This is a genomic window from Massilia atriviolacea (assembly GCF_003953935.1).
Taxonomy (GTDB): Bacteria; Pseudomonadota; Gammaproteobacteria; order Burkholderiales; family Burkholderiaceae_D; genus Telluria_A; species Telluria_A atriviolacea.
The window spans coordinates 511,540-535,311 of the sequence record NZ_RXLQ01000004.1; the positions used below are offsets into that span (position 1 = coordinate 511,540).

A 23,772-nucleotide genomic window follows, 5' to 3' on the forward strand; every position below is an offset into this window, starting at 1 on the left:
ACAAACCGGGGTCACAAACCGGGGTCAGAGCTTTAACTTGCAACATTTCCTAACCTGGCTCAGACCTCCGACTCGAAACGCATTGCCCGCAAGCCTGTCAGGTCGCGCCTCACGCACCTCAACGCTGGGCAGGTATTGACGTACGCTCCCGCGGGACAGGGCGTGATGCGGGCGTAATGCGGAGCTCGAACCCCGGTTAGGAAATATTTCTAATTAAAGCTCTGACCCCGGTTGTAGGGGGGTGCCGCGATTGGCGTTCGGAATTCATGCCGGTGGGGCGGCGAGTTTGCGTTGGCGTTCTTCGCGCGGGGTGTTGCCGAACAGGGCGCCGAAGGCGGTCGAGAAGTGCGAGCCGCTCGAGAAACCGCACATCAATCCAACCTGTACGATCGAATAGTGCGTGTCGAGCAGCAGCTGGCGCGCGCGCTGCAAGCGCAGCTCCAGGTAGTAGCGCGACGGCAGGCTGCCCAGGTATTGCTTGAACAGCCGCTCCAGCTGGCGCCGCGAGATGCCGACCAGGTTGGCAATGTCGTCCGTCGACAGGGGCTCTTCGATGTTCGCTTCCATCAAGCTCACCGCTTCGGTCAGCTTCGGCTGCAGGGCGCCGAAGCGCGCCTGCAAGGCCACCCGCTGCCGCTCTTCCTTGCCGCGCACGCGGTCGATGCACAGGGTTTCCTTGATGCGCGCCTGGACCCCCGCCCCGTAGATGATCTCGACCAGGTTCAGCGCGAAGTCGATGCTGGCCGCGCCGCCGCAGCAGGTGAGCCGGTTGTCGTCGATTTCGAACAGGTTGGGCGTGAACACGGCGCGGTCGGCCACCGTGTCGACCTCGGCATACAGCGCCCACGGCAGCGCCGTGCGCACGCCGTTGAGCACGCCGGCGTCGGCCAGCCACAGCACGCCCGCTCCGACCCCGCCCCAGAACGGCGCGGCGCGGCAGCGCTCGATCAGGATGCGGCTGTTGGCCGGTTTCAGCGAGGCTTGCGCTTCGTCCGCCACCAGCAGCACCAGGTGCCAGTGGCGCTGGGCGTCGGCGGCGAATTTGTCGGGGCTGCGCACGTCCACATGCAGGCGCTCGGGACCGAGGATCTTGGCCGCCAGGCGCAGCGGCTGGAACAGGCCGGCCCAGGTCAGCGCGTCGGGTTCGCCGGCGTTGATGAGGAGCACGCGCAGCGGCGTTTCTTGCGCCAGGCGGGCGAGTTTAGCGAGTGGCATCGGACAGGCGTGGGTGCGTCATTGCAATATAAGCCATAAGGGACGAGCGCCCGCAAGGCGCCAATCGGATTTCCATTGGCTGGCTATCATACCGGAGATCAACCATCCTGCCCGGACCGGGCCCGCCTTCCGACCCATCCGGCCGCTGTAGCAAATCAGCATCAACAGCGCCATCGGCGCGGCGCGCAGGCCACACAAGCGACCGCGCCGCCGTCAAACCGGGCGCGGCCAGCTATAATCACGGCCTATGGGGGAACGTTATTTAAGGAGTGTGCGCTTGCTGGCCGAGTGCCTGCAGAGCTTCGAGCGCTTTTCGGGCGAGTCGGTGCGCCAGTGCGGCTTGACGCATGCCCAGTTCGACATCATCGCCACGCTCGGCAATACGCAGGGCATGACGTACAAGGAACTGGGCGAAAAAACCTTGATCACCAAGGGCACGCTGACCGGCGTGATCGACCGCCTGGAACAGAAGGGCCTGGTCGCGCGCGAACGCAGCTGCGACGACAAGCGCTCGTTTTACGTGCGCCTGACCGCCAGCGGCGAGGCCGTGTTCCAGGACGTCTTTCCGAAAGTGGTCGGGCATGGCAGGCAATTGTTTTCGTCCTTGTCGGACAAGGATTTCGATGACATCGATGCCAGCTTGCGCAAACTGAAACACGTTATCGCCGAGCATGCCGTTTGCCCCACATTACAACAACACAAGGAAGAAGATTGAAAACCACCCTGCTCGAAGGCAAAAAGCCCGCTCACTTTGACAAGCACATCATCGGCAACCTCTTGCTCAACGTGGCCACGCCCGACGAAGTGCGTCAGGAAAAGATGCTGATCGGCGTGCGCAACGAAGCCGGCGAAATCTATCGCCTCATCGGCGCCACCAAGCTCAACAGTTTCATGAACGCGGTCGAGGAATTGTTCGACCTGGGCCTGGTCGATGAGCTGGAAGATACCGAAGCGACCCAGGACGGCTGCGACGCCATTTTCAGCGAGCCCTGAACGACAGGCCCCGCCGTGTGCGCCGGAGGAGCCGCGAGGCGCTCCGGCGCCCGATCAGATAAATGCTTTAAAGCACGTTTTTACGACAAACACGGCTGGGTTATCGGAGTATAATTTTTTCATGGACAGACTCGAAGCGTACAAGAGCATTGCTGCTCAAGCAAGCCGGGGGGAACTGAGTTTCCCGACCAATGTCGATGCCACGCTGAAGTTGCAGCGCGCGCTGAACGATCCCGACTGTCATGCCGACGCGGCGGCCCGCCTGGTGCAGGCCGAGCCCCTGCTGGCGGCGCGCACCGTGGCGATCGCCAATTCGGTGGCCTATAACCGCTCCGGCAACGAAGTGACGAACGTGCGCACCGCCGTGCAGCGCGTGGGGTTTCGCACCCTCAACGCGCTGGGCGCCTCGGTCATCGTGCGCCAGCTCGGCAGCAAGATCACCGAACCGTCGCTGCGCGACAAGGCCAATCAGTTGTGGCAGCACTCGGCCCACGTGGCGGCGCTGTCGCAGGTGATCGCGCGGCGCGTGGCCCACCTCGATCCGGAGACGGCGATGTTCGCCGGCATCGTGCACGAGGTCGGCGGCTTTTACATGCTCTCGCGCGCCGATGAATTTCCGGGCCTGTTCGACGGCGAAGCGGACGAGTGGATCGAACATGGCGAACAGATGGTCGGCCGCTGCGTCCTGCAACGGCTGGGCGTGCCCGCGCCGGTGATGGCGGCCATCGAAGCGCTGTGGGTCGGGATGCGCGCCTTGCCGCCCGAAACCCTGGGCGACACCCTGCTGCTGGCCAACGACCTGGCCCCCGTCCCCTCGCCCCTGTACGAACGCGCCGGGGCCACCTCGCGCCAGGCGGCGGCCACCATCGACTTCGTCATCGGCGATGGCACCCTCAACAGCATCCTGGAAGAGTCGGCCGCCGAAGTGAGCAGCCTGACCTCGGCCCTGATGTAAGCGGCGGCGCGGCGTCCTGCCGCGCCCGGTTGTTCCCTTTGGATGCTTGTCGCGCACGCGGCCCGGGCAAAAAAATGCCCGCTTTGAAAGCGGGCGAAGTCCAAAACTAGGGATGTCCTGAAAGAGACAGTTCCACTATAGTCCGCCGCATGCCGCACTTCTGTGCGTGAACACACACAAGTTAAAGATTCCCATGAGAAACATCCAATGTGTTGACGGAAAGCATGCCGAACGCACGCCACACGGGGAAAACGTGTTAAAAAAATATCGCTGGCAGCCAGGCGCATGAGCATAACGGGCAGCATCAAAGGCCGCTCCAGCGGCAAGGCCACCCTGGCATCGGTGGCGGCGCATGCCGGGGTATCGGCGATGACGGCCTCGCGCGCGCTGAACCAGCCGGATCGCGTGTCGGACGCCGTGCGCGCGCGGGTCGCACTTGCCGTGGCCGAACTCGGCTACGTGCCGAACCGCGCCGCGCGCGCGCTGGCGTCGGCGCAGTCGAACGTGATCGTGGTGCTGGTGCCCTCGCTGTCGAATGCGGTGTTTACCGCCGTGCTGGAGGGGATCCAGGATGCCATCGGGTCGGGCAACTACCAGCTCCTAATCGGCAACACGCGTTACTCCGATGCGGAGGAAGAAAAGCTGCTCGGCATCTATCTGCAATCGAACCCGGACGGCATCCTGCTCTCCAGCCTGAGCCACAGCGCGCGCGTGACGCAGATGCTGGCCGCCTGCGGCGTGCCGGTGGTGTCGATGATGGACCTGGCCGGCGCCCCGGGGCAGCTGTCGGTCGGGTTTTCGCAGTGCGACGCGGGCCACGCGATGACGCGCTACCTGATCGACAAGGGCCACACGCGCATCGGCTTCATCGGCGCCCAGCTCGACGAGCGCACCCTGCGCCGCGCCGACGGCTATCGCAAGGCCATGGGCGAGGCCGGCCTGCTGGACGCGCGCCTGGAGCTGATGGTCGGCGATCCGTCGAGCATCGCGCTGGGGGCCGAACTGCTGCAGCGGATGCTGGCGCAGGCGCCCGACTGCGAGGCCGTTTTCTGCTGCAACGACGACCTGGCGCATGGCGCGATTTACCAGTGCCAGCGGCGCGGGATCGCGGTGCCGCAACAGCTGGCGGTGTGCGGGTTTAACGATCTGCCGGCGTCGGCGTGGATGACGCCCTCGCTCACCACGATCGACACGCCGCGCTACAGGATCGGCTTCGAGGCGGCCGGCTTGCTGCTGGCGGCGATCGCCGGCGAGACGCCGCCGGCCACCCAGATCGACCTGGGGTTTACGCTGATGGCGCGCGAGAGCGCTTAAGCGCCGGGCCGCGTTCACGGCACGAAGACATCGAGCCGGTACTCCGCGCCCGCCACGATTGCCGTCATGCGCGCCTGCGGCAGGAACTTGCCTTCATGCCTGACCAGGACGCTCTTCACATCGGCGCGCTCGATATGCACGTGAAAGCGCGCACCGCGAAACTCGCGCTCCACGTCCATGCGCTGCCACGCCGCCGGCATCTGCGGATGGATGGTCAATCCCTCGGCATCGCCCTTCAAGCCGCACAAGCCTTCGACGATGCAGCGGTACACCCACGAGACGGTCCCGGTATTGAACAACTGGCTCGACCTGCCGGCCGTCCTCGGATACTGGCGGTGCGCGCCCCGGTAGTAGTTCGGGATGAACACCGGCAGCTGCCCGCGCTGCAGGTAATCGGCTTCCTGCGGCCCCGGGATCATCTGCCGCAGCAGCATGTGCGCGCGCTCCGACTCGCCGATGCTGTACAGGCTGAAGATGTAGAAAATCGCCGCGTGGTTGTACACCGCGCCATTCTCCGCCGACCCCGGGTGCTTCTGGGTGACGCGCCCGACGTCGTCGCGCATGGCGCTGTAGGGCGGCGCGAACATGGTCACGCCGTAGGGCGAATACAGCTGGCGCTCGACTTCGGCCAGCATGCTCGCCATCTGCTCCTGGTTCGCCGCCCCGCCCAGGATCGCCCAGGCCTGCGGATTGAGGTAAATGCGCCCTTCCGCATCGGTGCTCACGCCGAACTTCACGTCGTCATCGGTGATGCCGCGCGCGAACCAGGCGCCGTCCCACAGATGCGCGTTGGCCGCCGCGTTCATGGCCGCCGCGCCGTCGCGGAAGTGCTGCGCCCGCGCCGCATCGCCGCGCTGCGCGCACACGGCCGACCACAGCTTGAGCGCATACGCCGCCGCCACCGTCAGCCAGCCGGACACGCCACGGCCCTTGTAGCCGACCATGTTCATCGGATCGCACCAGTCGCCCTGCGCGATGAACGACAGGCCGCGCCGGTCGCGTTCCGCCAGCAGCCAGTCCATGGCGCGGCAGACGCGCTCGAAGGCGCGCTCGCTGCGGCCCTGGGCATCGGCCACGGCTTCATCGAGGATCGCCATGTCGGCGGTCTCGTCGAGGTAAGCCTGCAGGCACACGGGCAGCCACACGCAATGGTCGGTATGCGGCACCTGGTTGATGTACTTGAGCTCCGCGCCGGCCGCCAGCAGGATCCCGTCGGGCATGGCGCCGCTGGCTTCCTGCTGGCTGAGCGCATGCAGAAAGGCCGCGCGCATCACGGACGGGCGCACGAAGCTCATTCCCATATTGTCCTGCAGGTAGTTGCGCGTCTGCGGATCGGTGGTGAGGCGGTTCACGTCGCCGTGGTAGAACACCTGGCGCGGCAGCCACCGGTTGACGAAATTATCGAGCTCCTTGTCGGGGGTGGAAATGCGCACGCAACCGCGTCCGCCGGCCACGTAGGCCTGGGCCTCGGCGGCGGCGCGCGCGAAGCCGTCTTCGCTCAGCCAGGCGCTGCGCAGGGCCGCGATGTCGGCGTCGTCGAACGCGGGGCCGAACAGGAAGCGCTGGATGCTGGCCGCACCGGCGTCCAGCGCCAGCCGGTACTGCACCACCGCCGCCGGCGTCTCGTAGCGCGCGTCGCCCTTGGCGAGCGCGGGGCCCTGCAGGGCCGAGGGATTGTGCAGGCCGCCCTCCCCTTCGAAGGCGGCCTGGTTGGCTTCCCACGAATCGGGCGCGTGCTCGCACAGGAAGAAGGTCTTGTCCTTGAAGTCCCTGTTCTTGAAGTAGTCCGCCACTTTCTGGTACGGCGTGACGCTGCTGGCGACGATGCCGCCCAGGTCGGCGCGGTATTCGGCCGACTGGTTCATCCACGACATGTAGCCGATCGGGAAGTAGGGCGTGACGCTGATCCGGCGCGCGCGGCAGGACCGGTTGGTCACCGTCAGCGACCACAGTTCGAGCACCGCGTCCGGCGCCAGGCACAGGCGCAGGTCGATGCCGATGCCGAGATGCTCGACGTGCCAGGCCAGGTCGCTCTGGCCGACCGAAAAGGCAAAGCGCGCGAGCGGCGCGCGCACCGGCTCGTAGGGCGCCGAAAACAGCTCGCCCGTGTCTTCATCCTTCACATAAAAGAAGCGGCCCGGATGATGCGCAAAATAGGCCTGCTCCGGCTGCATGAAGGACTTTGCCTCCATGTTCGGCGCGTGCGCATACTTGGCAGGTTCCGGCTGCATGAACTGCGCCACCGCGTAGCCGCGGCAGGTCGCCTGGATCATCATCTTGCGGTTCCACAGGAAGCCGGCGGCGTGCGGCATCGCGGTCGGGCTGCTCAACTCGTAGCGGGCACCGTCGTCGGTGGGGCGTAACATGGAAGCTCTCCTGATAAGGACTTACAGCGCTGCCTTGCGCGCCGCCAGGTCGGCCTGGACCTGGCGCAGCGTGCGGCTGTCGAGGTTATAGAAAAACATGACCGCCACCGCGAGCAGGGCGAACAGGGCGGGAATGATGGACATCAGCCAGACGATGCCGGCCTGCGATCCGCCCGACTGCGCCGCATTCGGCACGTAGCCGAGCTGCGTGAAGACCGCGCCGATGACGGCCACCGCCAGCGCGGTGCCGAGTTTTTGCGAGAAGGTGGCGGCGGCGAAGGTCATCGCGGTGGCGCGCCGGCCGTTGCGCCACTCGTTGTAGTCGGCGGTATCGGCATACATCGAAAACGCCAGCGGCGACTTCGGCCCCAGCACCAGGCCGAGCGCGATCTGCAGCGCATACATGGCCTTAATCTGCTCCGGGCCGACAAGGAAGAAGGCGGCCGACAGCAGCGCAGTGAGCGACATCAATGCGATCATCAGCGTCTTCTTGTCGACGAAGCGCGTCATCAGCGGCGTGAGTGCGGCGCCGGCGGCGGCGGCGGCCATGTAGGCGGGCAGGAAGGACGCCAGCAGCCCGGGCCGGGCCACCACGTACTTGAAGTAGTAGGCGGCCGTGCTGGTGCGCAGGGTGATCGAGACCATGATGATCAGCGCCAGGAAGAACAGCACCATCCACGGGCGGTTGCCGGCCAGGTCGCGCAGGTCGTCGCGCACGCGCGTCTGCTGGCGCGCTGGCGGCGCGATGCGTTCGCGCGTGTTGAAAAAGGTGGCCGCGAACAGCAGCGAGGCGAAAACGCCCCAGGCCAGCATGGTCAGTTGCCATCCGCGCTGCTCGTCCCCGGCACCGAGAAAGGCGACCATGGCCGGCGTGGCGGCCGTCACCAGCATGCTGCCGGCGAAGGCGAAGATGAAACGCAGGCCGTTGATGGTGGAGCGCTCCTGCGGCTCGGCCGACATCACGCCGGACAGGGCGTTGTAGGGGATGTTGATGCAGGTGTAGCAAACCATCATCAGCAGGTAGGTGGCGTAGGCCCAGGCCAGCCTGCCGCCGGGGCCGAGGTCCGGCGTGGTGTAGGTAAGCACGCCGGCGCCGGCCAGCGGCAGCGCCATCCAGACCAGATAGGGGCGGAACTTGCCGAAGCGGGTGCTGGTCCGGTCGGCCACGGCGCCGATCAGGGGATCGGTGAAGGCGTTGACGAGCTTGATGACGAACATCATCGACGCGGCCGCGGCGGCGGAGATGCCGTACACGTCCGTGTAGAACATCATCAGGAAGGTCGCGATATTGGCCCAATAAAAATTGAAGCCCATGTCGGCGAGGCCGTAACTGATTTTTTCACGCCACGGCAGCGGGGGGGCGATCAATGCGCTCTCTCCTCGGTGGACGGCGACCGGAGGTGCGCCGCCGAATGCAATGTTAGCGCTAACATCGAAACGTCCAGTATGCCCATGCCGCGCATGAGTGTCAATGAAGAAAGTTGCCTGATCGGTGGCAGCCGCCCAACCGGGGTCAGAGCTTTAACTTGAAACATTTCTGCTTAATGCGCTCACTCCTGATGCGGTGCTATTTGAGCGTGGAGCCGGATCTCCCTCTGCGGCGCGTCACGACGTGACGCCGAAGGGAGGCCACCTGCCTCGAAATCGGCATCGAAACAGGCTAAAAACGAGAAAGTTTCAAATAAAAGCTCTGACCCCGGTTGTAGGTGGAATCGCCGGTTTTGAAGGTTTATCCGGCTTCGGTGTTTTTCCAGAGGTCGAGCTGGCGCAGGCGGTCGAACCAGCGCATCAGGTGCGGGAAGCCGCGCAGCGGCAGCCGGGCCTGGTCCAGGTACATCAGCGGCGCGACCACGGCGATGTCGGCCAGGCTCAGGGCGTCGCCCGCCAGCCAGTCGCGTTCGGCCAGGCGGGTGTCGAGCACCGCGCCAAGTTGCTTCAGCTGGCCTTCGGCGCGCGCGACTTCGTCCGGGTCCGGCTCGCCCATGCCGATCATCGCCTTCCACAGGTTTTCGAAGGAGAGGATGCTGACCGTTTCGGCAAAGTGCTGGCTGCCCCAGAACAGCCAGCGGTTCACATCCGCCCGCTCCCGCGCATCCTGGGGATAGAGCGTCTGGCCGGGCGTGATGTCGCACAGGTACTGCATGATGGCGCAGGATTCCCACAGCAGGAAGCCGCCGTCGTCGAGCACCGGCAGCTTGCCGTTGGGGTTGATTTCGTGCAGGCGCGCGCGCTCGCTTTCGCTCATCAGGTCGACCTGGACGATGTCCAGCGGCAGGCCAAGCTGCTCGGCGACCATCAGGACGCGGCGGCCATTCGATGACAGGGTATTGTGAAACAGGCGCATGGCGCAGCTCCGTGAAAAGTTGTTGGAGCGGCCATGATAGAAGCCCGCTGCGTCAGTTTTTGTCAGGAGTCGTCTTCCATGCACATTTCGATGCGCCAGCGCTTGATGAGCTCCCGCCGGTGTTCGGGATAGCGCTCGCCGCAGGACACCGCGCTGGCGATGCGGTCGATGCGGAAGTGGCGGTTCGCAGCGCGCAGTTCGCACCAGGCGACCAGCACGCGCGCGCCCTCGAAAAACGCCAGCGCGAACGGCCACACGGTGCGTTCGCTCGCCACGCCGGCCGCATCGCGGTAGCCGATGCGCAGCTTGTGCTGGTCGCGGATGGCTTCGCGCGCGGGCCGTACGAAGGCGGTCGTCTCGGGCGCCCCCGAGCCGACCGGCACCCACAGGCTGGTCTCGGCGATGCAATCGCGCAGGTCCTTCGGCGTGGCCGTGGCGATCTTGGCCAGCGCGTTCGAAGCCGCGTCGGCCAGCGCGTCGTCGCCCTGGCGCCGTACCCAGCGCGCGCCCAGCACCAGCGCTTCGAGTTCGTCGGTGCTGAACATCAGCGGCGGCAGGAACAGGCCGGCGCGCATCATGAATCCGACCCCCGCTTCGCCTTCGACCGGCGCACCGAGTTGGCACAGGGTCTGGATGTCGCGGTAGATGGTGCGCTCGGAAACGCCCAGGCGCTCGGCCAGCACGGCGGCCGTGACCGGCCGGCGGTGTCCGCGCAGGGCGTCGAGCAGCAGGAACAGGCGGCTGGTGCGGCTCATGGCAGCGGGCGGGTATCAGTGAGCATGGCTGGGCGGGCGCAGGTGCGAAAAAAATGCCGCGCAGCGTAAGCCGGGCGGCATTGTTCGGGACACGGCGTGAAGGCGTTTAAACGACGGCGCCGTCGGTTTCGTCCTTTTCCTTGATCGGCTTGATCAGGTCTTCGCGTTTCACGCCCAGCCACATGGCGATGGCCGCGGCGACGAATACCGACGAGTAGATACCGAACAGGATACCGATGGTCAGCGCCACGGCGAAGTAGTGCAGGGTCGCGCCGCCGAACAGCAGCATCGACAGCACCATCATCTGGGTACAGCCGTGGGTGATGATGGTACGCGAGATGGTGCTGGTGATCGCGTTGTCGATGACTTCTTCGACGCTGGCCTTGCGCTGCTTGCGGAAGTTTTCGCGGATCCGGTCGAAGATGACCACCGATTCGTTGACCGAGTAGCCCAGCACCGCCAGCACGCCGGCCAGCACCGCCAGCGAGAATTCCCACTGGAAGAAGGCGAAGAAGCCGAGGATGATGACGACGTCGTGCAGGTTGGCGATGATGGCCGAGACGGCGTACTTCCACTCGAAGCGGATGGCCAGGTAGATCACCACGAACAGCACCACCATCAGCAGCGCGCTCACGCCGTTATGCGCCAGTTCGTCGCCCACCTGCGGGCCGACGAATTCGACCTTCTGCAGACTGAGCACGTCGGCGCCGGCCGCCGAGTGGCAGACATCCTTGGCCACGCTCTGGCCCTTGACCACGGTGTCGACCCGGGTGACCGCGCCGCCTTCGGATTTGCACAGCGCGGCGAACACCTTTTGCGATCCGGTCGAACCGGTCACCGATTCGATGATCGGCAGGCGCAGCATGACTTCCTGCGCGGTGCCGAAGCTGGACACTTCAGGCTGTTCGTAACCGAGCGCGATCAGGTCCGTGCGGATCTTCTCCTGGTTGGCGGCGGCCGGATATTTGAGCTCCATCACGGTGCCGCCCTTGAATTCGACCGACAGGTGCAGGCCGCGCGTCACCAGGAAAAACACGGCTGCCACGAAGGTCAGCGCCGACACCACGTTGAAAATCAACGCGTGGCGCATGAAGGGAATATCTTTCTTGATGCGGAAAAATTCCATCTTGAGTCCTGTTGTAGTAAGTGCTGCTTATTTGTTGACCGACAGGCCAGGAGTCCAGACAGTACCGATCGAGACTTTGTTCAGCTTTTTGGTGCGGCCGTACCAGAGGTTGACCACGCCGCGCGAGACGAACACGGACGAGAACATCGACGTCAGGATGCCCAGGCAGTGCACCACGGCGAAGCCGCGCACCGGACCGGAACCGAAGACCAGCAGGGCGATACCGACGATCAGGGTGGTCACGTTCGAGTCCAGGATGGTGGCCCAGGCGCGGTCGAAACCGGCGGCGATGGCCTTCTGCGGCGTTTCGCCGGCGCGCAGTTCCTCGCGGATCCGTTCGTTAATCAGCACGTTGGCGTCGATCGCCATGCCCAGCGCCAGCGCGATCGCGGCGATGCCCGGCAGGGTCAATGTCACCTGCATCCACGACAGCAGCGCCAGCAGGAACAGCAGGTTCGAGGCCAGCGCCACGACGCTGAAGGCGCCGAACATATGGTAGTAGATGATCATGAAGATGGCGATCGCGGCAAAGCCGTACACGGTCGAGTACAGGCCCTTGGCGATGTTCTCGGCGCCCAGCTGCGGGCCGATCACGCGTTCTTCGATGATTTCCATCGGCGCCGACAGGGCGCCGGAGCGCAGCAGCAGCGCCAGTTCGTTGGCTTTCTGCGGGGTGCCCATGCCGGTGATCTGGAAGCGGCTGCCCAGTTCACTGTTGATGACCGGCGCCGACAGCACGTTGTACTTGCCTTTTTCCTTGAGCAGGATGGCCATGCGCTTGCCGATGCGCTCGCGCGTCGCGTTGCGCATCTTGCTGCCGCCGTTGCCGTTCAGGTCCAGGCTGACCGCAGGCTGGTTGTTCTGGTCCATGGTGCCGATGGCGCTCGAGATGTATTCGCCGGTCAGGATGATGTCCTTCAACAGCACGATCGGCTGGCCGCGTTCGTCGGTGAACAGTTCGGAGGTCAGCGGAATGTTCGCCGCCGATTCCATGCCCGGCACCACGGTGTCGTCGACCATGCGCATTTCGAGGGTGGCGGTGCGGCCGATGATGTCCTTGGCGCGCGCCACGTCCTGCACGCCGGGCAGCTGCACCACGATGCGGTCGCGGCCCTGCTGCTGGATGATCGGCTCGGACACGCCCAGTTCATTGACCCGCTTCGACAGGGTCAGGATGTTCTGCTTGACGCCTTCGTCGATGGTGCGCTGCAGCGCTTCCGGCTTGAGCGCGACCACCAGTTTCAGGCCGTTGGCGTCGGCCGCATCGGTCAGCAGCAGATCGTTCGAGTCGGCGGCGATGATCGTGCGCGCCTTGGCGCGCTTGGCGGCATCGGCAAAGCGCACTTCGATGGTCTGGCCGACGCGCTCGATGCCGCTGTGGCGCGCATCGTCCTTGTTCAGGAGCTGGCTGCGCACGGCTTGCTGGATGCCCTTGATCTTGGTTTCGGTGGTCGCGGCCACGTCCACCTGCATCAGGAAGTGCACGCCGCCGCGCAGGTCCAGGCCCAGGTTCATCGGCAAGGCGCGCAAGGCCTGCATCCACTGCGGGGTATTCTTCACCAGGTTGACGGTGACGATGTAGTCGGCTTCGGCGGGGTTGCGGTTCAGGGCGCGTTCCAGTGCCAGCTTGGCCTTGAACTGGGCGTCGGTGCTGGCGAAACGCGCGCGCACGGAGGTGCTGTTTTCATTCCCGTCCAGGGTCACGCCCTCGTGCGCGATGCCGGCCGCCTTGAGGGCGGCTTCGACCTGTTCGCTCGTGGCGCTGGTGATCTTCAGGATCGAACTGCCGGTCGTCACCTGCAGCGCGGGCGATTCGACGAAGTAGTTGGGCGCCGTGTACAGGGCACCGAGCAACAGCGCAAAGACGATGAGTATGTATTTCCAGACGGGATAGCGGTTCATAGTGTTCCAGCGTTCAATGTTGAGCAGTCAGGCGGCGCCAGGCCGCGCCTCGGGCTTACAGGGACTTCAGCGTGTCTTTCGGCAGCAGCGTGGTGATCGAACTCTTCTGCACAACGATCGGCGTATTGGCGGAGATGTCGATCGTGACATAGCTCTCGTTGACCTTGACGACTTTGCCGAGAATGCCGCCGGCGGTGACGACTTCATCGCCCTTGGCCAGCGCGTCCATCATCGTTTTCTGCTCTTTGGCGCGCTTTTGCTGAGGACGGATCATCAGGAAATACATGACCACGAACATCAGGATCAGGGGCAGGAAGGTGCTCAGATTGCCCATCAGGCTGGTATCGGCGGCAGCGGGGGCAGCTTGCGCATAAGCGTTGGAAATAAACACGGGGAACTCCGATATTGAGGTTAGTTTCGTTAAAAAATCAGCGCTGTATTCTAGCACCGCATACCGCGGGGTAGCCAATTTGGCCTATGTGAATGCCAACTTCGTTTTTGCAAGCGGCATGGAGTTATTTATTTTTCAACAAGAACTTGCTGAATTTCCATCGCCACTCACTGCGCCCCACAGAGGTCCGAGGCATTTGGCGTTCCCGTCATTCCCGCACAGGCGGGAATGACGGAGCTTAAGTTAGCGGCCTTCGGGTCTCGGCATGAGGCTCCGACCCCGAGGAGGAAATGAGTGGTGGTTTTGCAACTTTCTCAGACGCCGCGGGCGCGGGCGGCGTTGAATTCGAGGCGGAAGGCGTGGAAGCGGTCGGCGTCGATCGCGTCGCGCACTTCGCTCATCAGCTTGAGGTAGTAGTGCAGGTTGTGGATCGTGTTCAGGCGCGCGCCCAGGATTTCTTTCGAGCGGTGCAGATGGTGCAGATAGGCGCGCGAGAAGTTCTTGCAGCAGTAGCAGTCGCAGCTCTCGTCGAGCGGGCCCTGGTCGTCCTTGTAGCGCGCGTTCTTGATCTTCACATCGCCGAAACGGGTAAACAACCAGCCGTTGCGCGCGTTCCGGGTCGGCATGACGCAGTCGAACATGTCGATCCCGTTGGCCACGCCGGCCACCAGGTCTTCCGGCGTACCCACGCCCATCAGGTAGTGCGGCTTGTGGGCCGGCAGGCGCGGGCCGACGTGCTCGAGCATGCGCATCATGTCTTCCTTCGGCTCGCCCACCGACAGGCCGCCGATGGCGATGCCCGGGAAATCGATCTCTTCCAGCCCGGCCAGCGATTCGTCGCGCAGGTTTTCGAACATGCCGCCCTGGACGATGCCGAACAGCGCGTTCGGATTGCCGCCCTGCTTGAATTCGTTCATCGAACGCTGGGCCCAGCGCAGCGACATGCGCATCGATTGCGCCGCTTCGACCGAGGTGGCCGGCCGGCCGTCGATCTCGTAGGGCGTGCATTCGTCGAACTGCATGACGATGTCGGAATTGAGCGCGCGCTGGATCTGCATCGAGATCTCGGGCGACAGGAACAGCTTGCTGCCGTCGATCGGCGAGGAGAACTTGACGCCCTCCTCCGTGATCTTGCGCATCGCGCCCAGCGAGAATACCTGGAAGCCGCCGGAGTCGGTCAGGATCGGCTTGTCCCAGCCCATGAAACCGTGCAGGCCGCCGAATTTGTTCATCACTTCGGTGCCCGGGCGCAGCCACAGGTGGAAGGTGTTGCCCAGGATGATCTGCGAGCCGACCTCTTTCAGTTCGACCGGCGACATCGCCTTGACCGAGCCGTAGGTCCCGACCGGCATGAAGATCGGGGTCTCGATGACGCCGTGATTGAGCGTGAGGCGGCCGCGCCGCGCGTGCGACAGGCCGCTGGTGTCGGTCTTGAGAAGTTGGAAGTCGAGCATAGTTGTCTGGGCGCTTATCGTGTGGTCTACTTGTTGTCGGTCGTGAGCAGCATGGCGTCGCCATAGCTGAAGAAGCGGTATTGGCTGGCGATCGCGTGCGCGTACGCCGCGCGGATGGCCTCATACCCGGCAAAGGCCGACACCAGCATCAGCAGGGTCGATTTGGGCAGGTGGAAGTTGGTAATCAGGCGCGACACCGTTTTGAAGGTGTAGCCGGGCGTGATGAACAGGGCCGTGTCGGCGCTGCCGGCCACCAGTTCACCCGACTGCGAGGCCGATTCGAGCGCGCGCAGGCTGGTGGTGCCGACCGCCACCACGTCGCGCCCGGCCGCCCTGGCGGCGCGCACGGCGTCCACCGTTTCCTGCGGCACGGTGTACCACTCGGTATGCATCTTGTGCTCGGCCAGCGCTTCGACCCGCACCGGCTGGAAGGTGCCGGCGCCCACGTGCAGGGTCACGTAGGCGAAGTGGACGCCCTTCGCTTTCAGGGCGGCCAGCAGCGCTTCGTCGAAATGCAGGCCGGCGGTCGGCGCCGCCACCGCGCCCGGCTCGCGCGAGTACACGGTCTGGTAGCGCGTTTCGTCGAATTCGTCGGCATCGTGTTCAATATAGGGCGGCAGCGGCAGGCGGCCGTGCGCTTCGATCAGTTCGAACACGTCGCCGTCGAACACGAGGGTGAAGAATTCGCCGGCGCGCTCGCCCGCCGTGACATTGAAGGCGTCGGCCAGGCGGATGCGGTTGCCGGGCTTGGGCGACTTGGAGGCGCGCACCTGGGCCAGCACGGTGCGGCTGTCGAGGATGCGCTCGACCAGCACCTCGACGTTGCCGCCGGTTTCCTTGACGCCGAAAAAGCGCGCCTTGAGCACGCGCGTGTCGTTCATCACCAGCAGGTCGCCGGGGGCGAGCAGGCTGACGATGTCGGCGAACTGGCGGTCGACGATGGCCGTGCCGTCCAGGTGCAGCAGGCGGGAAGCGCTGCGGTTAGGCAGCGGCGTTTGCGCGATGCGCTCGGCGGGCAGGTCGAAATCGAAGTCGGAGAGCGAGTACATTCTGCTAATTTTGTAAAAAAGAGGGTCAAGAGCCGTACAATAAGGGCTCACGCGTGCAGGGCAACCCTCTATTTTACCCCCTTACGCACCGCCGTTGCTTCACCTTGCTTCAATATGCCGCCGACCAAACCGAAAACGCCGCCGAAAACCAACGAAAGCAAGCTCGCCAAGCTCGGCCTGCGCACCGACATGGACCTGGTGCTGCACCTGCCCATGCGCTACGAGGACGAAACCGTGGTGGTGTCGATCCGCGAAGCCTGCCTGCGCGGCGGCCATGTGTCGCAGGTCGAGGGGGTGGTCACGAAGAACGAGATCAGCTTCCGCCCGCGGCGCCAGTTACTGGTCACCATCGCCGACGCGAGCGGCGACCTGCTGCTGCGCTTCATGAATTTCTACGGCAGCCAGGTCAAGCAACTGGCCGAGGGCACGCGCGTGCGCGCCCGCTCGGAACTCAAGCACGGCTTCTTCGGGGCCGAGATGGTCCATCCCACATACAAGGTGATCAACGAGGGCGCGCCGCTGCCGACCGTGCTCACGCCCGTGTATCCCTCCGGCGAAGGCCTGTCGCAGGCGATCCTGCGGCGTTCGATCGCCGACGCGATGAAGCGCATCGACTGGCGCGACACCCTGCCGCCGGCCCTGCGCGAAGAGATGAACCTGAGCGACTTCGAGCCCTCGGTGCGGCTGCTGCACTACCCGCCGCAGGAAATCGACGCCCATGCGCTGGTCGAGCGCTCGCACCCGGCCTGGATCCGCATGAAGTTCGACGAACTGCTGGCGCAGCAGCTCTCGCTCAAACGCGCGCAGCGGGCGCGCCGGGTCAAGGGGGCGCCGGTACTGAAGGCCATCGGCGACCTGTCCGAGGCGTTCCTGGGCCAGCTGCCCTTCAAGCTGACCGGCGCCCAGCAGCGCGTGCTCAGGGAAATCCGCGCCGACCTGAAAAACGGCTATCCGATGCAGCGCCTGCTGCAGGGCGATGTCGGCAGCGGCAAGACGGTGGTGTCGGCGCTGGCCGCCGCCCAGGCCATCGACAGCGGCTACCAGGCGGCCCTGATGGCGCCGACCGAAATCCTGGCCGACCAGCACTTCCGCAAGATCGCCGGCTGGATGGAGCCGCTCGGCGTGAAGGTGGCGTGGCTGACCGGCAGCCTGAAAAAGAAGGACAAGCTGGCCGCCACGGCGCTGGTGGAGTCGGGCGAGGCGCAGCTGGTGATCGGCACCCACGCGCTGATCCAGGACACGGTGCAGTTTGCGAAACTGGGGCTGGTGATCGTCGACGAGCAGCACCGCTTCGGCGTGGGCCAGCGCCTCACCCTGCGCAACAAGGGCAGCAACGGCAAGACCCCGCACCAGCTGATGATGTCGGCCACGCCGATTCCGCGCACGCTGGCGATGACCTATTACGCCGACCTGGAAGTGTCGGTCATCGATGAACTGCCGCCCGGACGCAGCCCGATCGTCACGCGCGCCATCGACCAGAACCGGCGCGACGAGGTGATCGAACGGGTGCACGCGGCGGCGCTGGAAGGACGCCAGATTTACTGGGTGTGCCCCCTGATCGAGGAATCGGAGGCGCTGCAGCTGCAGACTGCCACCGAAACGCATGCCATGCTGGCCGAGGCGCTGCCCGATCTGCAGGTGGGGCTGGTGCACGGACGCCTCAAGCCGGCCGAAAAGCAGGAGGTGATGGATGCCTTCACCGCCAACGCGGTGCAGGTGCTGGTGGCCACCACCGTGATCGAGGTGGGGGTCGATGTGCCGAATGCGTCGCTGATGGTGATCGAGCACGCGGAGCGCTTCGGCCTGTCGCAGCTGCACCAGCTGCGCGGCCGCGTGGGACGCGGGTCGGCGGCCAGCGTGTGCCTGCTGCTGTATCAGAGTCCCTTGGGGCCGATCGCCAAACAGCGCTTGATGACCATGCGCGAGACCACCGACGGATTCGAAATCGCGCGCAGGGACCTCGAGATTCGCGGGCCGGGCGAGTTCCTGGGGGCGCGCCAGTCGGGCCAGGCGATGCTCAGGTTCGCCGACCTGGAAACCGACCAGTGGCTGGTGGAACAGGCGCGCGACGTGGCGCACCAGCTGATTCATGACGCCGTCGATGACGTGGTGGAAGCGCACCTGGCGCGCTGGCTGGGTGGCAAGGAAGAGTTTTTGAAGGTGTAGGTAGCGCCGCTCCCGCGCCCTGGCGCGGGAGCGGCGGCGGTCTAAGCGTCCGCCGGGTAGCGCAGCCCGATCTGCGCGCGGATCGTATCGAGCACCCCCATCAGGTGCAAGGTCTCGTCGAGCGGCATGCCCGGGCTCTCCAGCAGCCCTTGCTTCAGGCAGCGCCCCACTTCCATCGCCTCGTGCACATAGCCGTTGCCCAGATACGGCGTGTCGATCGTGCGCGCGCCCTCAAGCGTGGTCACGGTCACCGATTGCGCGCGGTGGAACATGGTGTTCATGCGCACCTGGCCGAGCGATCCGGACACGGTCAGCTCGGCCGGGGTCCTGGCCCTGAGCGAGCAGCTGCACACCGACATGCCGCCCCCCTCGTGCCGCATGGTGAAGCCGGTCTGGATATCGACGCCGGTCTCGCCCATCAGCGCCATGGCCCGCACCTCGGCCACCGGCCCAAGCAGCGCGGCGGCGATCGACAGCGGGTAAATGCCCAGGTCGAGCAGGCCGCCGCCGCCCAGTTCCGGATTATTCAGGCGGTGCAGCGGGTCCTGCGTGCCCGCGAAACCGAAATCGGCCGTCACCTGGTGCACCGTGCCGATCTCGCCGGAGGCGATGATGCGCCGCACTTCGGCCAGCGCCGGCATGTAGCGCGTCCACATCGCCTCCATCAGGAACAGCTTCTTTGCGCGCGCCAGCGCCACGATTTCTTCGGCCTCGCGCCGGTTCATGGTGAAGGGCTTCTCGCACAGCACGCCCTTGCCGCCGTTCAGCGCCATGACGGCATTGTCGGCGTGCATGGGGTGCGGGGTGCCGATGTAGATCACATCGACGCCGGGCGCATCGGCCAGTTCCTGGTACGACCCGTAGCAGGCGCTCGCGCCGAATTCGGCGCCGAAGGCTTGCGCGCCTTCCAGGCTGCGCGATGCCACGCCGGCCAGCACGGCGCCCGGCGTATCGCGCAAGGCAGCCGCAAACGCGCGCGCAATCTTGCCCGTGCCCAGAATTCCCCAACGTACCGCTTCAGTCATCTTCTCTCCTCAAACGGCCCGCCTGGGCCGGAATACCGTGGTATCGGCGTAAAACGCATGATCCTGCCCTTCCCACCAGCCCGGCACGCCAAGCACCGGCAAGGGGGTAAAGCAGGCCGTGCTCAATCCTTCGGCCGCCAGTTCGTCCGCCACCTGGCGGTCGATCCAGGCGCGCCGCGCCTCATGCGGCAGGGCGAAATAATCGTCGCCGGCGACCACCACGCGCGTGTGCGCGGTGATCGCCTTGCGCGGCGCGACCAGCTTTTCCATCAGCGCGTGGCCGAACAGCCAGACCTCGGCATCGGCGCCCGCGCCGTGGCCAAACCGTGCGCGCCGTTCGTATAGTGCCTCAATCCAGCCGTGCGCGCGCAGGGCGGCCACCAGCTGCTCGCCCTCGGCGCCGGCGCGCACCACCAGCAGGGCCGCGTTTTCGTCGAAGATGGTGGCGCCGTCGCGCGCCGCGCCGCGCGACTTGCCCACCCCGGCCAGCGCAATCTGGGCCGCCTGCAGGGCGTTGAGTTGCTGCTTGATGCGCGGGAAGGTCAGCCACACCAGGCCATTGAAGAAGTCGTGCAGGTTCTCGCGCGTGGGCACGCAGCCGGTCGCGCCGATGAATTCTTCGTAGGCGCGCCCTTCGGGCAAGTCATCCTGCGGCACGAAGCGCAGCGGCAGGCCGCGCCGGTTGACCAGCGCCAGCGGCGCGCAAGCGGCATTGAGGGCGTCGGCCACGCAGGCCACGCCGGCATCGAGCCGCGCAAAGGCGGGGCGCACGGCGTCGTACCACGGTCGCGCCCAGTCGATCTGCGACAGCATCGCCTACAGCAGTTTCCAGTTGATTTGTTCGCCGCCGTTGAGCGGCACCAGGGTGGAATCGGCCATCGGCACGCTCTGCGGCAGGGTCCAGGCTTCGCGCTTGAGCGTCACCTGCCCGGTGTTGCGCGGCAGGTCGTAGAAGTCGGGGCCGTGGAAGCTGGCAAAGGCTTCGAGCTTGTCGAGCGCACCGGCGCGTTCGAACGCCTCGGTGTACATCTCCATCGCGTGCAGCGCCGTATAGCAGCCGGCGCAGCCGCACGAGGTCTCCTTGGCGCCCACCGCGTGCGGGGCCGAGTCGGTGCCGAGGAAGAAGCGCTCGTCGCCGCTGGTGGCGGCCGTCATCAGCGCCAGGCGGTGTTCTTCGCGCTTGAGCACCGGCAGGCAGTAGTAATGGGGACGGATGCCGCCCTTGAAGATCTCGTTGCGGTTGTACAGCAGGTGGTGCGCGGTGATGGTGGCGGCGATCGGGCCGTCGGCTTCGGCCACGTACTGGGCCGCGTCCTTGGTGGTGATGTGCTCGAACACGATCTTCAGTTCCGGCATGTCGCGCCGCAGCGGACGCATGACGCGCTCGATGAACACCGCTTCGCGGTCGAACAGGTCGATCTCCTGGTCGGTCACTTCGCCGTGCACGAGGAAGGGCATGCCGACTTCCTGCATCACTTCGAGCGTCTTGTAGCAGCGCGCCAGGTCGGTCACGCCGGCGTCGGAATTGGTGGTGGCGCCGGCCGGGTAGAGCTTGACGGCGTGGACGAAGCCGCTGTCCTGGGCGCGCCGGATTTCGTCCGGGTCGGTGTTGTCGGTCAGGTAGAGCGTCATCAGCGGTTCGAAGCGCATGCCGGCCGGCAGCGCGGCCAGGATGCGCTCGCGGTAGGCCTGGGCCATGGCGGTGGTGGTCACCGGGGGTTTGAGGTTCGGCATGACGATGGCGCGGGCGAACTGGCGCGCGCTGTGCGGCAGCACGCTGGCCAGCGCGGCGCCGTCGCGCAGGTGCAGGTGCCAGTCGTCGGGACGGGTGATGGTCAGGCTCTGGGGGGTATCGATGGTGGACATGGCGGCTTTCGGAGAACGGATGCGGTATTTTAACCTCCGCAGGCATCGCATCGCTCGGGCTTCCTCCAAGAAACATGACGCACGTTCGAACATGCTGCCTGCATCCGCTTCTCAAGCTTGCGATACTGCGTTGCAAATACAACGCATGGATCTCCGCGAGTGTCATCCGAGTTGCGAAGCCGCCGAGAGCGTGCTGGTAAGCGGCCAATACGACAGCGTCGACGATGTGCTGCATGACCTCGATGACATCGCCGATGCCGAGGCGCGGGCAGTCAAATCAGTTTTCGCGTCAGGTATGCAAAAGCGGCGCGATCCGACTTGCGCCGGCTGAATATTCATCTGGCCGCCAAGGAGGCCCGCGCGTCCAGGCGGGCGCGTACGATCATCGCCAAAGCCATGACGCTGCTGGAGAAATTTCCCTTCACCTGCAGAAAAGCGGCTGCCGACTCGCCCCGCCTCGGGGAATTGGTCATTGACTTTGGCGGCGCCGGGTATGTCGCCTTGTTCGCGATTGAGGACGCGCATACCGTCACCGTTCTCGCGGTGCGGCGCCAGCGGGAAGACGACCTCCTGTAATTGCAGGTGCGGAGAGCATCGGGGGCGCCGGCGTCAGTGAAGGATCCGGGCCAAAAACTCGCGCGCCCGCTCGGAGCGCGGCGCCGTGAAAAATTCCTGGGTCGAACTGTCTTCCACGATGCGGCCATGGTCCATGAACAGGATGCGCCCCGCCACCTTGCGCGCAAAGCCCATTTCGTGGGTCACGACCATCATGGTCATGCCTTCCTGCGCCAGCCCGACCATCACGTCGAGCACTTCGTTGATCATTTCCGGGTCGAGCGCGGAGGTGGGTTCGTCGAACAGCATGGCGATCGGGTCCATCGACAGGGCGCGCGCGATCGCCACCCGCTGCTGCTGGCCGCCCGATAGCTGGCTGGGGTACTTATCCTGCTGCGCCAGCAGGCCGACCCGGTCCAGGTACTGCAAGCCCTTGGCGGTGGCCTCGTCCAGGCTGCGCCCGAGCACCCGGGTCTGGCCGAGCGTCAGGTTGTCGCGTACCGACAGGTGCGGGAACAGCTCGAAATTCTGGAACACCATGCCGATGCGCGCGCGCAGGGCCGACAGGTCGGTCTTTTTGTCGCCCACGGCGATGCCGTCGACCGTCACTTCGCCCTGCTGGAACGGCTCCAGGCCGTTGACGGTCTTGATCAGGGTCGACTTGCCGGAACCCGACGGACCGCAGATGACCACCACGTCGCCCTTGCCGACCCGGGTCGTACAGTCGGCCAGAACCTGGAACTGGCCATACCACTTGCTGACATTTTTTAGTTCGATCATGTTGTTTTTCGTGTGTTCTGATGCGGAAGGTACGAGCTTGACAGCACTTGCGGCCCCTAGGATACTGCGGAACTTGCCAAAAAAATTATCACATTGCTGGCTGGTTCGCTCACAAAATACCGCTATTTTGCCCGAGAACGCAGGGGGACCGGCTTTCCGCAGCCCCTGACGACACCGAATCGACTCAAATACAGGATGCACAGCCCATGAACCAGAAAAATCGCCTTACCCTCTACATCCTGCTGGCACTCGTGCTCGGGGTGGTCGTCGGGTATGTCATCAACGTCAGCACATCCAACGCGGCCGCCTTTGCCGAATACATGTCGCTGGTGACCACCCTGTTCCTGCGCCTGATCAAGATGATCATCGCGCCGCTGGTGTTTTCGACCCTGGTCGTGGGCATCGCCAAAATGGGCGACGCCAAGGAAGTCGGCCGCATCGGCGCCAAGGCGCTGGGCTGGTTCGTGATCGCCTCGGTCCTCTCGCTCTCGCTCGGCCTGATCCTGGTCAACCTGTTCCGCCCGGGCGACGCCATGGTGGCCCACCTGCCGCCGGCCGGCGCCGTGTCGGGCATCGTCACCACCAGCCTGACGCTCAAGGAATTCGTCACCCACCTGGTGCCGTCGTCGATCGTGGACGGCATGGCCAAGAACGAAATCCTGCAGATCGTGATCTTCTCGCTGTTCTTCGGCACCGCCGCGGCGGCCGTGGGCGCACGCGCCAACCCGATGATCGAAGCCATCGACGGCGTCGCCCACGTCATGCTCAAGGTGACCGGCTATGTGATGAACCTGGCCCCGATCGCGGTGCTCGCTGCCGTCTCCGGCATCATCGCCAAGAGCGGGATCGGGATCCTGTCCACCTACGGCATCTTCATGGGGGAGTTCTACATCGCCATCATCGTGCTGTGGATCGTGCTGACGATTGCCGGCTTCATCTTCCTGGGCCCGCGCGTGTTCGCCCTGCTGCGTGAAGTGCGCGAACCGACCATCCTGGCGTTTTCGACCGCGTCGTCGGAAGCGGCGTTTCCGAAGACCCTGGAAGGCCTGGAGCGCTTCGGTGTGCGCAACCGCATCGCCGCCTTCGTGCTGCCGATCGGTTATTCGTTCAACCTCGACGGTTCGATGATGTACTGTACCTTCGCCACCATCTTCATCGCCCAGGCTTACGGGATCGAGCTGTCGCTGTCGACCCAGCTGACCATGATGCTGGTGCTGATGCTCACCTCCAAGGGCATGGCCGGCGTGCCGCGCGCCTCGCTGGTGGTGATCGCCGCCACGCTCGGACAGTTCAACATTCCGGAAGCGGGCCTGCTGCTGTTGCTGGGCATCGACCACTTCCTCGACATGGCGCGTTCGGCCACCAACGTGATCGGCAACGCCATCGCCACGGCGGTCGTGGCCAAGTGGGAGGGCGAATTGAGCGATCCGGGCAAGGTCGATCCGGCCACCTCGCCGCTCAGGTAGATCGCCAGCGCTCACAGGGCGGAAAAGCACAGCTTTTCCGCCCTTTGCCT

General features: G+C 65.1%; 22 protein-coding genes. 8 read left to right on the forward strand and 14 right to left on the reverse strand.

Features of this window, described 5'->3' with window-relative positions:
• Positions 1 to 264 precede the first annotated feature (264 nt).
• A complete protein-coding gene (locus tag EJB06_RS10325) occupies positions 265 to 1,215 on the reverse strand; it encodes a GlxA family transcriptional regulator (RefSeq protein ID WP_126073911.1) in 951 nt (316 codons plus the stop codon).
• Between the two features lie 247 nt (positions 1,216 to 1,462).
• Between EJB06_RS10325 and EJB06_RS10330 the strand changes: the two genes are divergently transcribed.
• The 4 genes from EJB06_RS10330 (at position 1,463) to gntR (ending at position 4,477) form a co-directional block, all read left to right on the forward strand.
• A complete protein-coding gene (locus EJB06_RS10330; protein WP_126073912.1) occupies positions 1,463 to 1,930 on the forward strand; it encodes a MarR family winged helix-turn-helix transcriptional regulator in 468 nt (155 codons plus the stop codon).
• The gene (locus EJB06_RS10335) at positions 1,927 to 2,208 is read left to right on the forward strand and encodes a hypothetical protein (protein WP_126073913.1); all 282 of its coding nucleotides are present in this window, start codon (positions 1,927 to 1,929) and stop codon (positions 2,206 to 2,208) included. Before EJB06_RS10330 ends, EJB06_RS10335 begins: the two co-directional genes overlap by 4 nt.
• A 121-nt stretch (positions 2,209 to 2,329) precedes the next feature.
• Positions 2,330 to 3,163, forward strand: coding sequence for an HDOD domain-containing protein (locus EJB06_RS10340; protein ID WP_126073914.1), 834 nt, complete (start codon positions 2,330 to 2,332; stop codon positions 3,161 to 3,163).
• A 285-nt stretch (positions 3,164 to 3,448) separates the two neighbouring features.
• Positions 3,449 to 4,477 (forward strand): HTH-type transcriptional regulator GntR, encoded by a 1,029-nt coding sequence (gene gntR, locus EJB06_RS10345; protein ID WP_126073915.1) that lies wholly within the window; start codon positions 3,449 to 3,451, stop codon positions 4,475 to 4,477.
• A gap of 14 nt (positions 4,478 to 4,491) precedes the next feature.
• On the opposite strand, the gene EJB06_RS10350 is transcribed toward gntR, so the two are convergent.
• The 9 genes from EJB06_RS10350 to queA all read right to left on the reverse strand — a co-directional run bounded on the left by EJB06_RS10350 (position 4,492) and on the right by queA (position 15,864).
• On the reverse strand, positions 4,492 to 6,843 hold the full coding sequence (locus tag EJB06_RS10350; protein ID WP_126073916.1) for a GH36-type glycosyl hydrolase domain-containing protein: 2,352 nt from the start codon (positions 6,841 to 6,843) through the stop codon (positions 4,492 to 4,494).
• 21 nt (positions 6,844 to 6,864) lie between these two features.
• Positions 6,865 to 8,211 carry an MFS transporter gene (locus EJB06_RS10355; RefSeq protein ID WP_229427003.1) on the reverse strand — a complete coding sequence of 449 codons (1,347 nt, stop codon included), beginning with the start codon at positions 8,209 to 8,211 and terminating at the stop codon, positions 6,865 to 6,867.
• 361 nt (positions 8,212 to 8,572) lie between these two features.
• The gene (locus EJB06_RS10360) at positions 8,573 to 9,187 is read right to left on the reverse strand and encodes a glutathione S-transferase family protein (RefSeq protein ID WP_126073917.1); all 615 of its coding nucleotides are present in this window, start codon (positions 9,185 to 9,187) and stop codon (positions 8,573 to 8,575) included.
• A 62-nt stretch (positions 9,188 to 9,249) separates the two neighbouring features.
• Positions 9,250 to 9,942, reverse strand: a complete 693-nt coding sequence (locus EJB06_RS10365) for a helix-turn-helix transcriptional regulator (RefSeq protein ID WP_126073918.1) — start codon at positions 9,940 to 9,942, stop codon at positions 9,250 to 9,252.
• Between the two features lie 106 nt (positions 9,943 to 10,048).
• Complete coding sequence (gene secF / locus EJB06_RS10370) at positions 10,049 to 11,068, reverse strand: protein translocase subunit SecF (protein WP_126073919.1); 1,020 nt, start codon at positions 11,066 to 11,068, stop codon at positions 10,049 to 10,051.
• Positions 11,069 to 11,095: 27 nt separating this feature from the next.
• The gene (gene secD, locus EJB06_RS10375; RefSeq protein WP_126073920.1) at positions 11,096 to 12,970 is read right to left on the reverse strand and encodes a protein translocase subunit SecD; all 1,875 of its coding nucleotides are present in this window, start codon (positions 12,968 to 12,970) and stop codon (positions 11,096 to 11,098) included.
• 55 nt (positions 12,971 to 13,025) lie between these two features.
• Entirely contained in the window at positions 13,026 to 13,361 is a 336-nt protein-coding gene (gene yajC / locus EJB06_RS10380; protein ID WP_126073921.1) for a preprotein translocase subunit YajC, read from the reverse strand.
• A 314-nt stretch (positions 13,362 to 13,675) separates the two neighbouring features.
• Positions 13,676 to 14,815, reverse strand: coding sequence for a tRNA guanosine(34) transglycosylase Tgt (gene tgt, locus EJB06_RS10385; RefSeq protein WP_126073922.1), 1,140 nt, complete (start codon positions 14,813 to 14,815; stop codon positions 13,676 to 13,678).
• Positions 14,816 to 14,841: 26 nt separating this feature from the next.
• Positions 14,842 to 15,864, reverse strand: coding sequence for a tRNA preQ1(34) S-adenosylmethionine ribosyltransferase-isomerase QueA (gene queA, locus EJB06_RS10390; protein ID WP_126073923.1), 1,023 nt, complete (start codon positions 15,862 to 15,864; stop codon positions 14,842 to 14,844).
• A gap of 114 nt (positions 15,865 to 15,978) precedes the next feature.
• Between queA and recG the strand changes: the two genes are divergently transcribed.
• Positions 15,979 to 18,030: an ATP-dependent DNA helicase RecG gene (recG, locus tag EJB06_RS10395; protein WP_126073924.1), complete on the forward strand. Its 2,052-nt coding sequence runs from the start codon at positions 15,979 to 15,981 to the stop codon at positions 18,028 to 18,030.
• Between the two features lie 41 nt (positions 18,031 to 18,071).
• Here recG and EJB06_RS10400 read toward each other — a convergent pair whose 3' ends face one another.
• Genes EJB06_RS10400 through pyrC form a run of 3 tightly spaced genes read right to left on the reverse strand, consistent with a single transcriptional unit; the run spans position 18,072 to position 20,921 of the window.
• Entirely contained in the window at positions 18,072 to 19,055 is a 984-nt protein-coding gene (locus EJB06_RS10400; protein ID WP_126073925.1) for a Gfo/Idh/MocA family protein, read from the reverse strand.
• Positions 19,056 to 19,064: 9 nt separating this feature from the next.
• Complete coding sequence (locus EJB06_RS10405; RefSeq protein WP_126073926.1) at positions 19,065 to 19,868, reverse strand: DUF3025 domain-containing protein; 804 nt, start codon at positions 19,866 to 19,868, stop codon at positions 19,065 to 19,067.
• A gap of 3 nt (positions 19,869 to 19,871) precedes the next feature.
• The gene (gene pyrC / locus EJB06_RS10410; RefSeq protein ID WP_126073927.1) at positions 19,872 to 20,921 is read right to left on the reverse strand and encodes a dihydroorotase; all 1,050 of its coding nucleotides are present in this window, start codon (positions 20,919 to 20,921) and stop codon (positions 19,872 to 19,874) included.
• On the opposite strand from pyrC, the gene EJB06_RS10415 reads away from it, so the two are divergent.
• Together EJB06_RS10415 and EJB06_RS10420 are read left to right on the forward strand one after the other, a co-directional pair.
• Positions 20,920 to 21,252 carry a hypothetical protein gene (locus EJB06_RS10415; RefSeq protein WP_126073928.1) on the forward strand — a complete coding sequence of 111 codons (333 nt, stop codon included), beginning with the start codon at positions 20,920 to 20,922 and terminating at the stop codon, positions 21,250 to 21,252. The genes pyrC and EJB06_RS10415 overlap by 2 nt on opposite strands.
• Positions 21,240 to 21,497: a type II toxin-antitoxin system RelE/ParE family toxin gene (locus EJB06_RS10420; protein WP_229427004.1), complete on the forward strand. Its 258-nt coding sequence runs from the start codon at positions 21,240 to 21,242 to the stop codon at positions 21,495 to 21,497. The genes EJB06_RS10415 and EJB06_RS10420 overlap by 13 nt, the downstream gene beginning before the upstream one ends.
• 33 nt (positions 21,498 to 21,530) lie before the next feature.
• On the opposite strand, the gene EJB06_RS10425 is transcribed toward EJB06_RS10420, so the two are convergent.
• Positions 21,531 to 22,256 carry an amino acid ABC transporter ATP-binding protein gene (locus EJB06_RS10425; RefSeq protein WP_126073930.1) on the reverse strand — a complete coding sequence of 242 codons (726 nt, stop codon included), beginning with the start codon at positions 22,254 to 22,256 and terminating at the stop codon, positions 21,531 to 21,533.
• Between the two features lie 206 nt (positions 22,257 to 22,462).
• Between EJB06_RS10425 and EJB06_RS10430 the strand changes: the two genes are divergently transcribed.
• The gene (locus tag EJB06_RS10430) at positions 22,463 to 23,722 is read left to right on the forward strand and encodes a dicarboxylate/amino acid:cation symporter (RefSeq protein ID WP_126073931.1); all 1,260 of its coding nucleotides are present in this window, start codon (positions 22,463 to 22,465) and stop codon (positions 23,720 to 23,722) included.
• Positions 23,723 to 23,772: the final 50 nt, after the last annotated feature.

What these genes read in the sequence shown, in the direction of transcription:
- EJB06_RS10325 (WP_126073911.1), bottom strand. Translation starts at nt 1,215, where the DNA reads ATGCCACTCGCTAAACTCGCCCGCCTGGCGCAAGAAACGCCGCTGCGC.
- EJB06_RS10330 (WP_126073912.1), top strand. Translation starts at nt 1,463, where the DNA reads ATGGGGGAACGTTATTTAAGGAGTGTGCGCTTGCTGGCCGAGTGCCTG.
- EJB06_RS10340 (WP_126073914.1), top strand. Translation starts at nt 2,330, where the DNA reads ATGGACAGACTCGAAGCGTACAAGAGCATTGCTGCTCAAGCAAGCCGG.
- gntR (WP_126073915.1), top strand. Translation starts at nt 3,449, where the DNA reads ATGAGCATAACGGGCAGCATCAAAGGCCGCTCCAGCGGCAAGGCCACC.
- EJB06_RS10350 (WP_126073916.1), bottom strand. Translation starts at nt 6,843, where the DNA reads ATGTTACGCCCCACCGACGACGGTGCCCGCTACGAGTTGAGCAGCCCG.
- EJB06_RS10360 (WP_126073917.1), bottom strand. Translation starts at nt 9,187, where the DNA reads ATGCGCCTGTTTCACAATACCCTGTCATCGAATGGCCGCCGCGTCCTG.
- EJB06_RS10365 (WP_126073918.1), bottom strand. Translation starts at nt 9,942, where the DNA reads ATGAGCCGCACCAGCCGCCTGTTCCTGCTGCTCGACGCCCTGCGCGGA.
- secF (WP_126073919.1), bottom strand. Translation starts at nt 11,068, where the DNA reads ATGGAATTTTTCCGCATCAAGAAAGATATTCCCTTCATGCGCCACGCG.
- secD (WP_126073920.1), bottom strand. Translation starts at nt 12,970, where the DNA reads ATGAACCGCTATCCCGTCTGGAAATACATACTCATCGTCTTTGCGCTG.
- tgt (WP_126073922.1), bottom strand. Translation starts at nt 14,815, where the DNA reads ATGCTCGACTTCCAACTTCTCAAGACCGACACCAGCGGCCTGTCGCAC.
- queA (WP_126073923.1), bottom strand. Translation starts at nt 15,864, where the DNA reads ATGTACTCGCTCTCCGACTTCGATTTCGACCTGCCCGCCGAGCGCATC.
- recG (WP_126073924.1), top strand. Translation starts at nt 15,979, where the DNA reads ATGCCGCCGACCAAACCGAAAACGCCGCCGAAAACCAACGAAAGCAAG.
- EJB06_RS10400 (WP_126073925.1), bottom strand. Translation starts at nt 19,055, where the DNA reads ATGACTGAAGCGGTACGTTGGGGAATTCTGGGCACGGGCAAGATTGCG.
- EJB06_RS10405 (WP_126073926.1), bottom strand. Translation starts at nt 19,868, where the DNA reads ATGCTGTCGCAGATCGACTGGGCGCGACCGTGGTACGACGCCGTGCGC.
- EJB06_RS10415 (WP_126073928.1), top strand. Translation starts at nt 20,920, where the DNA reads ATGGCGGCTTTCGGAGAACGGATGCGGTATTTTAACCTCCGCAGGCAT.
- pyrC (WP_126073927.1), bottom strand. Translation starts at nt 20,921, where the DNA reads ATGTCCACCATCGATACCCCCCAGAGCCTGACCATCACCCGTCCCGAC.
- EJB06_RS10425 (WP_126073930.1), bottom strand. Translation starts at nt 22,256, where the DNA reads ATGATCGAACTAAAAAATGTCAGCAAGTGGTATGGCCAGTTCCAGGTT.
- EJB06_RS10430 (WP_126073931.1), top strand. Translation starts at nt 22,463, where the DNA reads ATGAACCAGAAAAATCGCCTTACCCTCTACATCCTGCTGGCACTCGTG.